Annotated in this window: 8 protein-coding genes and 1 pseudogene; all 9 read right to left on the bottom strand. The window is 46.2% G+C overall.

The annotated features are described in order from the left end of the window. Positions 1–39 precede the first annotated feature (39 nt). A complete protein-coding gene (locus BN8899_RS11680; RefSeq protein WP_065219566.1) occupies positions 40–2,076 on the bottom strand; it encodes a M13 family metallopeptidase in 2,037 nt (678 codons plus the stop codon). A gap of 118 nt (positions 2,077–2,194) precedes the next feature. Further along, positions 2,195–2,515, bottom strand: coding sequence for a 50S ribosome-binding protein YggL (locus BN8899_RS11675; protein WP_065219565.1), 321 nt, complete (start codon positions 2,513–2,515; stop codon positions 2,195–2,197). Positions 2,516–2,530: 15 nt separating this feature from the next. Continuing rightward, a complete protein-coding gene (locus BN8899_RS11670) occupies positions 2,531–4,621 on the bottom strand; it encodes an alpha-L-fucosidase (protein WP_082987032.1) in 2,091 nt (696 codons plus the stop codon). Between the two features lie 107 nt (positions 4,622–4,728). Next, positions 4,729–5,132 (bottom strand): annotated as a pseudogene (locus BN8899_RS20760) (alpha/beta hydrolase family protein); the annotation flags it as partial. 436 nt (positions 5,133–5,568) lie between these two features. After that, on the bottom strand, positions 5,569–8,934 hold the full coding sequence (locus tag BN8899_RS11665) for a golvesin C-terminal-like domain-containing protein (protein WP_065219564.1): 3,366 nt from the start codon (positions 8,932–8,934) through the stop codon (positions 5,569–5,571). A gap of 151 nt (positions 8,935–9,085) precedes the next feature. After that, on the bottom strand, positions 9,086–9,553 hold the full coding sequence (locus BN8899_RS11660) for a hypothetical protein (RefSeq protein ID WP_148375404.1): 468 nt from the start codon (positions 9,551–9,553) through the stop codon (positions 9,086–9,088). Positions 9,554–9,628: 75 nt separating this feature from the next. After that, positions 9,629–11,923 carry a Gldg family protein gene (locus tag BN8899_RS11655; RefSeq protein WP_065219562.1) on the bottom strand — a complete coding sequence of 765 codons (2,295 nt, stop codon included), beginning with the start codon at positions 11,921–11,923 and terminating at the stop codon, positions 9,629–9,631. Positions 11,924–11,947: 24 nt separating this feature from the next. Then, entirely contained in the window at positions 11,948–12,868 is a 921-nt protein-coding gene (locus tag BN8899_RS11650; protein WP_065219561.1) for an ABC transporter ATP-binding protein, read from the bottom strand. Positions 12,869–12,895: 27 nt separating this feature from the next. Next, a complete protein-coding gene (locus tag BN8899_RS11645) occupies positions 12,896–15,490 on the bottom strand; it encodes a zinc-dependent metalloprotease (protein ID WP_065219560.1) in 2,595 nt (864 codons plus the stop codon). Positions 15,491–15,517 lie beyond the last annotated feature (27 nt).

Genomic DNA, 15,517 nt, shown 5'->3' with positions numbered 1-15,517 from the left:
GGCAAGTAGGAAGCAAGGATAAGCAATAAGGCTACCTTACTACCAGATAGAAGCTCTTTGCTCCACGGGCAAATACAATGGATCACCTTCTTGCACCCCGAAAGCCTCATACCAGCTTCCGATATGCGGAAGGGCTCCGTTTACACGCCAGCGTCCCAACGAGTGAGGATCGGATTTCGTTTGCAAGCGAATTTGCTCGTCCCGCACATTACCTGCCCACACGTTAGCGTATGACAAGAAGAAACGTTGTGCCGGGGTAAAGCCGTTCTCGTCATTCCCGAGCGGGTTTTCAGCCATCGCTTTTTGCAAAGCCACGTAAGCCACTTGCAAACCGCCGTGGTCTGCGATATTCTCGCCTAAGGTCAATTCCCCGTTCGCGTTCAGATCGGGTAATACCTTGATATTGTTGAAATAATCGACCAATACTTGGGCACGTTGTTTGAAATTCTCGGCATCAGCAGCCGTCCACCAGTCTTTCAAGTTACCGTCCTTGTCGTATTGGCGACCTTGATCGTCAAACCCGTGAGTCATTTCGTGCCCGATCACCACGCCGATAGCCCCGTAATTGCAAGCATCGTCGGCGTTCATGTCGAAGAACGGGTATTGCAAAATCCCGGCTGGGAAGCAGATTTCGTTCGTGGTCGGGTTGTAATACGCATTCACGGTTTGAGGAGTCATCAACCACTCGTCCTTATCCACCGGCTTGCCGGCTTTCGCAATCATCTCGTTATAGTCGAAATGATTGGAACGCACGATATTATTCCAGTAAGAATCATTCATAATTTCCAGGCTGGAATAATCTTTCCACTTGTCGGGATACCCGATCTTCACGTGGAATGCAGCCAATTTCTCCTGTGCTTTTGCTTTTGTTTCCTCGCTCATCCATTCCAACCCTTGGATGCGTTCGCCTAATGCTTTTTGCAGATTAGACACTAATTTCACCATACGTTCTTTGGCAGCAGCGGGGAAATATTTCTCCGTGTACATCTGACCGACAGCCTCTCCCAGCACGCCGTTCACGGAACTTACCGCACGTTTCCAGCGGGGTTGCATCTCTTTTCTTCCGGAAAGAACTTTCCCGTAGAACTCGAAATTCTGGGCTACAAAATCATCACTCAGGTAACTAGAAGCCGTATTAATCACGTTCCATTCCAGGTATGATTTCAACACGTTGAGGTCTTCCTTGTTCAATAAATCGGCAACCGTCTTGAGTTGTCCGATTTGTCCGGCATTCACTTCCTGCAAGTCTTTCAAGCCTGCCAAAGTGAAATAAGTATTCCAGTCAATGCCCGGAACTTCTTTCTGCAATTGGGCTACCGTGATTTTATTGTAGTTCGCGTGCGGGTCGCGCAGTTCAACCATAGACTTTGAACCTTCAGCCAAACGGGTTTCCACTTTCATCACGTCAGCGGCAGCCTTTTGAGCTTCTTCGGCAGTGAAACCTGCCAACTGGAACATCTTTGCCACGTGCTCCTCGAATTTAGCGCGGATTTCTTTCGTGCGGTCATCGTTCTCCACGTAATAATCCCGTTGCCCCAAGCTCAAACCGCCTTGATAAAGTTGGGCAATATTCATGGAACTGTTCATATCATCGGCTCCCACGTACATCCCGAAGAAAGGTCCGAACCCATCCCGGTGCATTTCCGCGATGAACGCCGACAATACTTTCCGGTCGGAAATAGCGGCTATTTTTTCCAACTCTGCCTTGATCGGGGCAACACCCTCGGCATTCAACTTCGCACTATCCATGGCAATATTGTACAAATCCCCCACTTTTTGGGCTACACTGCCCGGTTGGGATTGCTTCTTTGCCAATTCCTCGATCAAACTTTTAATTTGGGAACGATTGTTCTCTGCCAGCTGGTCGAAAGAACCGAAACGGGAATACTCGTCCGTCAGCGGGTTCGCTTTCATCCAACCGCCGCAAGCGTATTGATAAAAATCAGCTCTCGGGTTTGCCGTCGTGTCAAGGTTCGCCATCTGGATCCCCCCCTTTTGGACGGTTTCCTTTTTGGTATTGCAACTTGTAGCCATCAATGCCAATGCAATAAAAGGTAAATAAATTGTTTTTCTCATATTATCAGTTTTCTAGTCTTCTCTCTCGTTCAAGCACATACCCGGGAACAGGCTTCCCGGGTAATGGCTGACAAAAGTATAATATTTTAGGAGAAAAAGAAAACCGATCGGGCTATTTTTACCAGCCGTACCAAGCATCCTTCAACTCGCCAACGTTCACGTTATCCAAATGTTGATCATGCTCGCCGAACCATTTCTTCAAAACGTCCCGTTCCTCGAGAGTCACGCTTCCCCGCTCACGGGTGATGAATCCCCCACAAACGTCGGAATTCCATCCACCGCCCATTTCCAATCCCCGCTCGTGCAACAACACTGCCAATTCCTGCAACCATTCTTCCACGATTTTCAGATCGGTATCCGTTTTAAACTTGGCATCAAACGAGAAGCCGAGTTCTTTAAATTCTCCCTTGTGCAATTTTTTCCGCAATCTCTTTTTCATACGCTCTAGTATTAATTATTCGAGCTCTACCCGTATATCCCGCGATCCCATGTCGCTGTTTTTATTGGCAGGATGTGCCTGTTCCAGCGTGCAATCGTGGATGTTTCCGGGATAAAGCTTTATTGGATTCAAACGAAGTTTATACTCTTCTTGTTTCACGTTCGGGTTCATCAGGTAAGTCACTTCCTTCCCGAAGCGGTTATACAATTGCACGACCAACAAGTTTTTCCCTTTCCGCACGTGCAACTTCACGACCTGATTGTCACGGGGCACGCCACCCACGAACGAGCGCAATAATACTCGTTCGCCGTTCAGTATCAATTGTGTACCATCGGCAACAGCTATTTCCACAAGAACATCCTGTTCACGGTCGCTCGTGAACTCGTGTAATATTTCCACGGACTCTTTCGCTTCCACCAGAATTTTCACGCTCTCACCCGGCTTTAAATTAGGTTGAAGTTTCCAACCGTCACCAATCGGATCAAAAGTTTTTCTCAGTCCAGTGGCACTACCCGCAAAAGCCCCTCCCTTGCTATTGAACATATACACGTTTCCCCAGTTCAAGGAATTCGGATTCACGTTCAGCGATACGGGATTGCCGCCCGTTAAAGTTATATCATGAACTTGTCCGTCTATCGTGAGGCGAAGCACTTTATCCTGATCTCCTTCAGTATAAACGATAGTCGGGGTTACCGTCATTCCTTTCTTCTCGAAATGCCATGCAAAACCGACCGTGCTACGATAACTGGAATAGTAATCCATACTCGAGTGGGCATACACGGGGATAGCATTAGCCGTTGTCAGCACCTTAGTTCTCAACACCTGATCGGGTATCGCCCGAAATCCATCCTCAAACACAAGTTTTATCACGACAATACCTCGATCCGCTTGCACTGCCTGCGGGATATTCACCGATACGGTCTGCCCGTTTTGTTTCACATTCAAGATTTGTTCATTGACTAACAACACGGCATTTTTCACCTTTCCGATTACGCCTTTCAACTCCACGACCCGGTTTTCCGGCATCTTTTCAACAAACAAATAAAGATTATTTCCTTTACAGGTAATATCACCCCATTCCGGGGCACCGTCAAACGGGTTCGACGTCGTGCAATAAATCGCTTCCCCGTAACTCTTCAACCATTTTCCCATAGCCAAAAGGGCATCCCGTTCGAATTCCACGACAGACCCGTCTCCCCGGGGACCAATATTCAACAAATAGTTTCCGCCCCGGCTTACAACCTTAACCAAACTACCTATTTTCTCGTTGATTTTTGCATCCAGATCACCCCGGTTCTGCCAGGAACGATAGCCCCATGTCTCGTCAAAAAAAGAAGCCGCTGTCTGCCAAGGCACCCCGATTTTGTGGTCAGGCATTTTATTATCTCCCATCACGGCAAAGTCGCCCCGGTCATTCCCCAAACGTCCGCTCACCATACATTGCGGTTGCAAACGGGTGACCAGGTTATACAACTCCTTACTCTGCTCCGCAGTTAAAGAACCCATATCAAACCAAATCTCGGATACCGGACCGTAATTAGTCATGATCTCTTCCACCTGCTTCATGCTAAATTCATGATGCTTCGGTGAAATAGCATCCGCATTATGCGGAGTAATCCCGTTTCCCGGGAAATTCCAGTCGATCAAAGAATAATACACCGCAAACTTCACACCCTGCCGCAAACAGGCATCCGACAACTCTTTCATCACGTCCCGCTTGAAGGGGGTGGCATCCACGATATTATACTTCGTGTATTTGGAATGATACATACAAAAACCGTCATGGTGTTTTGACGTGAACACAATAGACTTCATCCCCGCCGCCTTCGCCAAAGCTACCACTTCGTCGGCATTCCATTTCTCAGGGTTGAACCGCTTCGCCACAGCCTCGTACTCCGCTTTCGGGATTCTCCCGAACGACTGAATCTGCTCACTATACCCCGCCCGTACCGGCTCTCCTTTCCACACTCCCCCCAGTTCCGAGTACAAACCCCAGTGAATGAACATTGAAAACTTCTGACTTACCCAATCTGGATCGGGCTTCTGCTGCCCAAAAGCAAACTGCACACCCAACAAAATAATAATTAAACATCCGCGCAATAACATAATAAACACATTTACAATTTAACGGTTGTAAATATAGTATTTAATCACGTTCGTCCGGTTATTTTTACAAATATTGTTTCCGCAAATGGTAACCGACAAGGGAAATTTCATTCTATCAAATCATATTTTTGATCTATTCCCCGTTCATCCAAAAGTATTCCTTCTTTCATCCAGCGAGGGAGGAAAGAATCCCTCAAATAATAATCAAAAAACTGTTTTAGCCGAATCGTCTAATTCCGCCGTGCAGCATCGTTATACAAGAAATGCCTCTCTCCCTTGTAATTAAGCAGCCAAGCCGGTTTATGCAAACGCCTCATCGCCAAAAACAAGTTCAACCCCTCGGAATAAGGTACGGCATCATCCCCATCGCAATGAAATATCAACAAGGAGTTTGTATTTTATCCGCATAAAAAATAGGAGAATTTTTAACATAGCCCTCGATATCTTCCCAAAACATCTTTCCCATTCTTCCCTGCGTTTCTTCATACATGAACATACCACTTCTTCCAGACAAATATACAGGACTTTTTCAAGAAAGCAATGCGGGCATGAAAAATATGCTAAACATCTTTTACATGATGAACCATTGAAAAAAATTTATGTCTTAGAGCGTTTGTGTCATATTTCAGGGTGTCTATAAAGTTATTTGGCCGTCTGTGTCATTTCATTGGTGATGAGGAACGGGGAATATATCTTTGTCGCATTGATAAAAAAATGAAAGATGATGAAAATAAAAAATACGACACGAGAGATTGGAGATACCCGATAAACTTCTAGAGAAGACAGGGTGTAATTCCGGTGAAGATAGGGAACAAAGTCCTTTTAAACTCCTTTCAAAGTCCTTTCAAAGACCTTCGGGAAGGTTTTTGAAAAGAGTTTGAAAAGATAGTAATATGAAAGTGAGAACTTATAATCCTTTATTATCCATTTAAATTCCACGTGACTCCTTATATGTCTGTCTTGACCTTCACCCACTTTACGGCATCGGCCACAGTCATTGTCTGAGAAGGAAAGTGAGGTTTATCCATTTCTTTCTCTTCCTCTTTCGGGGATCTATCATTCAACACGACGAATGATTTCCCTTGTTTCAATTCAAATTGACCTAAAGAAGCCCATTCCCCTTTTTCCCAAGGAAGCACGATTTCCTTGGCTTCCAATCCCTCGCCACTTACCGTATAGTATTGTACCTCGGGAATATAAAACACTATTATATCGGGGCACATCACGAAAATCTCATAAATTCCATCTTCCGGAATATCAGCCGACCATTCCGCTTGAGATGATCCGTTCTCGGCTCTCTTCTGATAAACACTCCTGTACTCATTCCCGTAGTATTTTCCTGCAAACTCTTTACGCCAGGGTCCCGTCAAGATCATTCCTCCATCATTTCTGCTATATGATTTCTTTTTAAAGAATAAATCAAACCATTTAGCTTTGGGAAGGATTAATCGGAAGCCGGGGTCTTCGTTGTCGACCACGATTTCTCCAAGCTTTGGTTCAAATACCGATGGGGATATATCCTGTATCCGTTCCATCGTGTCCCGGGTTGTTCCGGCTTCCGTGACACGCATTACCGATGGGAGATTACAAGAGATGCCAAGATCCAGTGTAAATGTGTTGGAATACCCTAGTAAATGAACTTCTTTGCATTCACCTGGCTGAAGTAAAAGATAATTGAATTCTCTCGGGTAAAAAGAATAAACAATAAAACCAGGGTACTTTCCCGCATTCCAAATTTGGAAATGAGCCATCGACCCGCGACCATATCCTAGTTCGACCCGTTCAACTTTTAAATCTTGAACCCGAAAACTAGTTGCGGCTTGCGATCCCCATGTTTGTAATACTTGATTGAAATCAAATCCCAAGCTCGATTGTATCGCATAGCACAACGTGTCAAGGGGAACTTCCCCGCAATGCGTGGTATAAAAAGAGCGCAAAAAATGATAAAACTTCCCTTGTGAAACATAAACTGCCACCTGATCCAACAAAGTCACCATTTTCAAATCCACCATTTTCTGCAAAACGTAAGGCGATACACTCGGATCTTGTGCCGCTTCCTCCAACGTGTGATCCTGTAAATAAAAGTGAGCAGCTAAATCGCTATTATCGGTTATTATTTCTCTTTTAATTCTTGAATAAGATTTTGTGCTATAATCTTTTCCCTTGGCAATGAATTGTTTTAATATCCGGTCAATCGTCCAGTAACGGGAAGAGGTGATTGTCACCGACGGTTCTAAAAAAAGAGGCAGGCAACAATACGGGTATATTATCGCAGAACGACTCGTGTAAGCCTTGGGATTAAGCCTTTCCCAAAACGGATTACTCATATTTTTGGCACTTGTCTGGCTTAAAAAAGGAATCGTTACAAAACGGGCACCCATTATCAGACGTATCGACTCTTCTGCTTGTTTCTCATCTTTCTTCAAAAAGTAAGTATAAGCACTCATATCCATTCCCACTCCCCGCTCACCTAACAACACCATTCCCGGTTGAATATATTCGCTCCGCCCTTTCCAAACCCGAGCATGAGAAACAAACGGGAGTGGAGTCTCCACCAACTGCAAGCGACTCCCTTCCCCCGAGTACCAATCCCGACGTACCATGAAATCTGAAATACTATCTACTTTCCCCGAGTCATAAATAGAAAAAGAGGCAATCTTTCCTAAATTCATTAGAACATCCTTTCCTATTTGCCCTAATAACTCTTTCTCATCAAATTGTTTAACGATAGGTGTTACAAAATCATGTCCTTTAAAATAATACCAATCTACCAGTATATCTTGTAAATTTATCGTCTTGTGCTCGTAATTCCCGGCACAAAGAGAGATGCCTTCCAAGGGGCGAGGCGGCAAAAACTGTAAAGTGTCGCCTTGTCGACGACGCTCCCCCTGAGACAACACTACCGGTTGAACGGGAGCCACCACCTGGAGGCGATAAAACGTGTAATCACTACCCGATAAAAACGGAAAGGAAGGATTGACGGGCGGGACGGTCACTGGATACCACATCACTTCCGGCACCAGTACCAAAGAGGCGTCACTCACCAATACATGGCGACGCCCCAGGTGGAAGAAGTTATTACCACGTTTCGTGTCATAATACGCCGCATCCTCTAAGTCCAGATAAGCTATCCGTCCATCCGGCACACCGGAATAACGCATGAACAAATGAACACTATCCCCCGCTGCCAGGGTACGTTCGACCACGACCACCTGGGCGTCACGAGTAAAGGCAAGCGATTTACCCCGCTCTTCCAAACACTCCACCTCTAATCCCGGATTCAAGTACAACACCAAACGAGATATCGGTTTATTGTTTGGGTTGCGTAACGTCAATTCACTGGCAGATATGATTCGATCACCGGCTTGACGGAACGTGATACTATGCTGCGACACCCGACAGGACTCTTCTACGTCATGACGAACAAAAGCAGCACGATATTCGGCACGTGCAGATTTTTCCCGCACGAAGCCACTAGCGTAAATACCTCCCAATAATATCCCAATAAACAACAAGATGATACCACTGTAACTAAATCGAATTACTATTCGTCGCTCATTAGGCAATCGCTCCTGCAAACGAATTGTCCAACAGATCAAGCCGATTCCTGCTAATAAATAAGCCAATCGGTGAAGCAAATAATTCCAACCTTCCACGTGTCCGGTCGCCACAGAGAAAACATTTGACAAAGTACTCCCGGAAAAATCAAACAGCCCGTGGAATACACCCGGTAAAATTGCGACCGAACAATAGAGAAACACTAATAATAGTAACATCGACAATGCCCGAGAACGGGTCAACCACGTTATCCATAAGGCAAATCCCGTGAAAAACACCAGCGACGGTATTGTCAACGTCAAGAAATAATACAAATAATACAATGGATTAAAAGGTGCCTGACTACCCCAAATATTCATCCCGCAACACACAAGTAGGGAAAAAAAGCCTACTGAAAGAAGAACAAAAATGATCCCAACCGTCTTGCCGAGAAGATACTCCCCGTTGCTCACCGGACGGGCATGTAACGACGCGATCGTTTCTCCCCGCCGTTCCCGAAAAAATAGGTTAGTCACCAGGAAGATGACAAAAAAAGCCTGTACAATATTGTAAAGATAAGCATTAACTAGCGGAAAAGAAAACGTTTGGTGGTGCATCAACCAACTCCAACTCGATAGGGTCACTTTCCCTTGTATCAGCCATTGCCATAAAGAAATTCCTCCCACGGCAAGTAAAAACAATATCCAAAAGTTAAACGAACGACACACCAACCTGGCTTCGTATGATGCGACCACTTTTACGTTTTTCAAATCCATGATATTATTGTATTTATAGTAATTAAAAGAGAGGCGTAATACTCTGTGCTATAGAAGTATTTATTCCCCCAAAAGTCATGATAAAAAAGCACATGACTACCATTAATATTTTAATTTTCATAATACTTATTTTGATGGTTAAAGATAAACGTCACTTATTTTTTCCTTGTTGCTTGCTCTTCACTTCTTCTTTTATTTCGACTCCATTTTTATCTGTCACCGTAATTTTACGAGAAGCTAATTCTTCTTTACCGTTTCGATAATAGTACTTAATGTTATATATCGTCGTTTTTTCCGGTTTAACCACGAACGTGTATTTCCAGTTTTTGATATCTCGAGGCGTGACTTTGTAGACCAAAGTATCAAAAACAATTTTTTCTACTAATTCCGGGTTCCAAGCCACCTCAACGGTAAGCGGGGTTCCTTTTTGAATTATAGACTCTTTAATTTTCATCATCTTACCCCCATTCAGAAAGATTATCTTAGACATCCATGTTTCTTTCGTAGAAGTTACTTCTTGAATTACTTTTTTTCGGGAAGTAGTATCCTTCGATTGAGCGTTTACTTCTGTTACCACATAGCACAATAACACTACAAATAATAAACTATACTTTTTCATAATACAAATTTTAAACGTGCAAAATGCAGAATCGAAATTCTTTTTCATTTTCAATTCTGCATTTTCAATTATTTATCATCTTCCTCTCCGGCGTACCCAGATAAAGATAGCGAAGAATGCCAGAATACCCGGCAGGATACCCATCAACACGATTTTCCAATAGTACATACCATCCATTCCGAGGCGTACAGCATTATCGGGAGGCGTGGGACGACGAACATCGATCGGCACTTCCTCCTCCGAAAGCCAAAAGAATGAACCGGAGATGAGAGAGTAATTGGCTGCCGGAACATCTTTCCGACCTATACTGATCTCCCCGTTGCTCAAACAATCAGCATCACCGAGGATAAGGATACGTTGTTCTTTATCCCCAACCTGACGGGACAATGCCAACACCGTGGGATAGGAACGTTCCACTTCTCCCACGGCAGGATTCATGCGGACAGTATCATCCAGAAAGTCGGTCGTTTCCACTTCGTTCCAACTGCCAATAGTGTCACTCACGAAAAGCGGAGTTACCTGGAATCCTTTATCCTCCGTGTATTCCAAAGCCGTACTTCCAGGCATAGTTACCACGTATTCCCTTCGATAAAGCGTTTCGAAAACATAAGCAATGTCCTTCGCCTCCTTTGTAGGGCGGGCAATGATGAAATCCGGATCGAAATTCTCGCTCGTTTTCACCAAACGTCCCGGTAAGAATTTCACCCCAAACGACTCGACAATCGGGTTCATGACCTCTTGGCGACGAGGTTCTCCGGCAATGACTAAATTACCTCCACGGGCAATATAAGCATCCAGATTCTCCTTTTCCCGTGTAGTCAACGCATAGCGCATATCGGCAATCACCATGATATTCACGTTCTCAGGCACGGGCTTGTCGAGGGTCAACTCCATGAAGTCGAAACCCTGATTTATCAACGAGTAGCGGTAAGGCTTATCCTGTGCGAAACGATTGTAATCCCGGTCGCCCTCCCGAATACAATCCCGTTCGCCGTGCCCTTTCACGAACCCAACCAAGGGTAACTCCATCACCAATCGCTTGAATGCTGCCGAAATCTCCGTCTCGAAAGGGAAACGCTGTATATCATCAAATATACGCAAGAAAGTTTTCTCCCCGTTTTCCCGTTCGAGCAGACGCACGAAACGATTACCCTCGGGCTCAAGGTCAACGATTTTCTTCACGTCCTCCGGTCGCATGAACAGGTTAGAATCCAAATCCCATATTTGGGCACGTTTCAACATCCGCTCCCGGTCGGACAGATTCGGGTAAGCCCGATCCAATTCAGGGTTTTTCGCCTTATCGTAATAATAAATATACTTCATCGTGATCTCCGGCTTGAAACGGGTGTACATTCTGAAACGCCGAAGATCGTCATTCACGTTCCGCGGTAACCCCGCCCAGTAATTTTCCTCCAGAATATTCACGAACGTGGTGATCGTCAGCTTTCCGTCCATCCGAGCCACGATATCCTGGCTATTAGGCGTCAGCGTGCGCATCTTCGTGTGGGTAGCATCGTAAAATGACATAAAATGAGGACGGGACGTGATGTACCCCATGAGCATCGCCGCCATAACGACTCCGGCATATTTTCCCCACGTCACCGCCCAGGAAGTTCTCTGACGCCGTCCTTGCAGGCGGATGATGGAAAGCATCAGAAAAAGCACGATTACAATTAAAAAATACAAGACATCTTCACTACATATCAATCCCCGGATAAATTCGTCCGCACGCCCACCGATCGCCAACCAGTAGGTAATATCCCGGACGAACTCGATATCCTGCCACATCCCTTTCACGTAGTTCAACACGGCAAGCATTGCCAGAGTGCCCATCGCCGCCACGACTTGATAAGAAGTGACACTCGACATAAACAACCCGATAGCGGCGTAAGCACACAATAACAAGTAAAGCCCCAGGAGTCCCGAAAGCATCGCCGGGAAATCGGCATTCTCCACCGCACAGGCGGCAAAAATCATGTATATAAACAATATCCCTGCCAGCACGAGCCCGTAAATCATCATAGAAAGATATTTCCCAAGGATAATCTGCACGTTCGTCACCGGCGAGGAGTACAGCAGCTTGATGGAGCCACTGCTCAACTCCCGGCTCATTAAACTCATCGTCAACAGGGGTATGTAAAGGTAGAGATATTGTTGCATCTGAGTGAACAATCCCCGCATACCGCCGAACGTACCCTCCGTCACGCTCCACAAGCGGTAGCCAAGTGACTGGCTACGGACGTAACTCCCGAGCATATCAGTAAACGCCATGCTCGCCTGGAAAGTAAAAATCACCAGGATAAGCCACGCCACGGGTGAATAGAACAGGGTTTGCAATTCCGTGCGGGCTATTTTATATATTGTCTTCATTTTCTTGTCTGTTTATTAAGTGATTTACTTCTTTGATAACTCGGCAAAAACAGTGTCCATCGAACTCTTCTCTACCTGGATACCCGTCAACCTCCACCCCCGCGCCACGCTGGTTTCCACGATACGTTCCGTAACCTCGGTAGCATCAGCAAAACGCACCCGATAATTCTTGCCGCCCAGCTCCTCGACGCCCAGTACCCCATCCAACGCTTTCAATTCTTCCGGCGCCGGTGCATTGACAAGGGAAACGATAAGAGTGTCAGGCACTATATAGTTATCGAAGTCATCCACCGTTCCGGCAAACACGAGTTGCCCTTCCTCAATCATCCGGATATAGTCGCACGTGACCTGTACCTCAGACAGGATATGTGTAGACAAGATCACCGTACGTTCTTCCGCGATCTCCTTGATCAAGTGGCGAATTTCCACGATCTGGTTCGGGTCGAGCCCGTTCGTCGGTTCATCCAGCACGACAAAATCGGGGTTATGGATAATCGCTTGCGCGATACCCAGCCGCTGTTGGTATCCCCCGGAAAGATTACGTATCAGGCGATGGCTAAAATGCAATATTCCGCAACGCACCATAACATCCCGAACTGCCCTGGGAATCTCTTTCCCCGGCATCAAGCGCATATTCGCGCAATGGATAAGGTACTCCTCAACGGTTAAGTCGGTATGCAAAGGTGGCTTTTGGGGGAGAAACCCAAGGTGCTTTTTCGCTTCCACCGGGTTCTCCCGCAAATTGATTCCCTTGATCCAAACATCTCCTTGCGTTTGCTTCAACACCCCGCAAATAATATTCATCGTGGTCGATTTCCCGGCGCCGTTAGAGCCGAGCAGGCCGTAAATACCATTCCTGGTGATCTCGAAGTTTATATCCCGTATCGCCCACTGGATGCTGTAACGATGGGATAAGTTTTCCACTCTAATAATTGGTTCTTCCATACGTAATTTAATTATTCATACAATACATTATTTGTTATCTAGCATCTTCTTGATCTTGTAGAGCAGATACTCGTAGTGCAGGCGGGTATCCCCGCTACTCTTTGCCACGGCGGTGTTCAGCAAATCCCGTACACGGAACAGCATATTGAAATAGTGGTCGACAGGCACGTAATTACCCGGCATGATTACCCGCGTATTGGGCGAGAACCCATTTCTCTCGCCTGTCAGCACTTCCTCCGGGAACCAGTAAGAATTTCGCATCATTCGTTCCACCTCTCGGCGGTCGATGCCCGGTAATTCCGAGAGTTCGCTCTCCACCAATCCCTTGCGAGGCGTAAAATTCCCCGCCGTGGTGGTTATCGTTGACGAGGCGACCACGCTTCCCAAGAAATCCCGCTGCAAATCCATCTCGTACTTTTTCAAGGGACGGTTTTTGATCGTACCTTCCCACACGGCATTATAAATATCGTCCATGTATTCCTTCACGGAATAATCCCCGCCTTTCTCTGCCCCTAGAGCCACGTACTTTATCCTGAAAGTCAACGTACCCAGGATAAAGCCGCGAATCTGGTCTTCCATCGAGTTCCGGATTTCCAATTTGCGCTCCACGTCCTTGTTATCGAGCCACGAAAGGTCTTTCGCCAATTCCACCATGTATTTCAACGCCGCTTTCTGAGTGGCACGGGGTACCACGACGTAAGCGGGTACATTCTCGTCAGAGAAAGCCTCCTGCTGGTAGAATCCCCCGAGGTTAACAGAAAGATCATTAATCCGTTTCCGCAACTGGTAACCCAAGGCATTATACATCAGTGCACGCTTCCGTGTATCCGTATCCTCATCGGCATACCACTCGAAGAAATACCGAAGGGATAATTTCAGGTTATTGACGGCATACTGCAAGGACTTCAGGTGATCGTCACCCAAGTCCCCGGCAAACGAAGTGGGATCGTAATAATAATAAGGCATTTTCCCGTAGCGGAGATTCGGGTTACCCCGTCCCGCCTTGATCCAACTATCCAGCGTCACGAGTTCATCCCACGGGGTATTCGCCTGGAAGATCGGCTTATACAGCCAACCGATGGCATAATAATCATACTCTCCCAACCCCTTGGGTGTCATGCGTACCCCTCGTTCCGGGTCTCCTGGCTGGGCAATATAATTGCAAGGCACGTTGTCCATGATCGATGGGCTCAAGCCATATTCCCGCGTAAAAGCGGGAGAACGTAAAGAATCAACCGGGTAAGCACCGGAAGCTCCCGCGTTATAAAGGAGCCCAAGGTTGATCCCCGTCTCCCGCATCACGGTAGTCCGAATCAGATCGCCTACCATTTCTTCCGGTAAAAAAGCCCGCCTCACACCCGGATCTGCAGCCATTGTAGTTAATTTCCGGTCGTTTTGCAAACCAGACACCATCCCGTCGTAGAGATAAAGGGAAGCATTCAGTATCTCGCCTGTCCTCGGGTCTATATGCATGGAACTCTGCATATCCAACCACAGGGGCGCATAGCGAATGGTTGAATACTTTATATTGTTGGCGTCAAAATCGGGGTCATCAGACGGAAAGTCAACGACACGCACTACATTCTTGAAACCGATAGCCTCAAACGCCTCGTTCCACGCCTCGACACCTTCTTTCACATACTTTTTCCATGCCCCCGGCATCAACGAATCCATGTAGAAGACAATCGGTTTCCGGGGTTCAACAGATTCTCCCCGGTTATAAGCCGCCACATCTGTCGGTTCCAGACGCCAGCGTTTCGTGTAATGGGTCTGCTCCAAAGGTTTCTTCTCGTCCGGGAAATGGGACACCCGTGTAAAAGCAACCCCTAGACGGGGATCGGCAAAACGGGGCTTCATCGGCTTCTCGGGCAATTGCAAAAGAATTTTATTGACCGTTACCGACACTTTCACGTCACCAGGTGTAATCTTAAAAGCCCCAAACAAGTATTGGTTCTCCACGAAACCCAATTCGCACTGCACGGCGATGTTATTGTCAAAGGCTTTCACGTCTTTCAGGAAGGAACACTCCTTCTTGAAATTGTGCTCACGGGCTATATACCCGTAGAATGAATTGGCAGCGTAAGGAGCAAAGGGAGTCGTATACGGGGAATACTCCATAAATAGAGAGGTCATGTCTACGACGATTGCACTGCTATCCGGTGTAAAAGCTAAAACTTTGAACATGGCGTAAATTCCACCGGCATTCGCCTGTTCAATCGCTTCGTCGATATTCCGCCGAGTGCTGTTGTTCAGAGGTTTATCGATTAACGAGATTCGAGCATGCAAAAACGAATCCAAACGGGTAAAACGAAGCGGTAAAGAATAACCGGCAAACTGCCCGACTACCCCTTCTCCATTATCGCTAATATCTTCGATAGAAGAAACAAGCATCATATCCTTTCCTAACAGGTTGACAGGAAATTCAACGTATACCTTATCCTTCCACTTATGCACAGTCATTATCCCCCGGGCGGTCTTCATCGTCTTGCCCTTGAAGAGCTTGTCGTAAGGGGTTTGTTGTTCTACTTTCCGGGGTTCCTGTTTCTTCTTCCTTGCCATTAACTGATTGCAAAAACCGAACAAGAAAAGGGATACCCACACGAGATATATGATTCTTTTCATACTATTCTTTTTTAATATTCTCTGATG

The sequence above is a fragment of the Butyricimonas sp. Marseille-P2440 genome (assembly GCF_900091675.1).
GTDB lineage: Bacteria > Bacteroidota > Bacteroidia > Bacteroidales > Marinifilaceae > Butyricimonas > Butyricimonas synergistica.
This window is presented reverse-complemented; position numbering and strand designations above follow the sequence as displayed.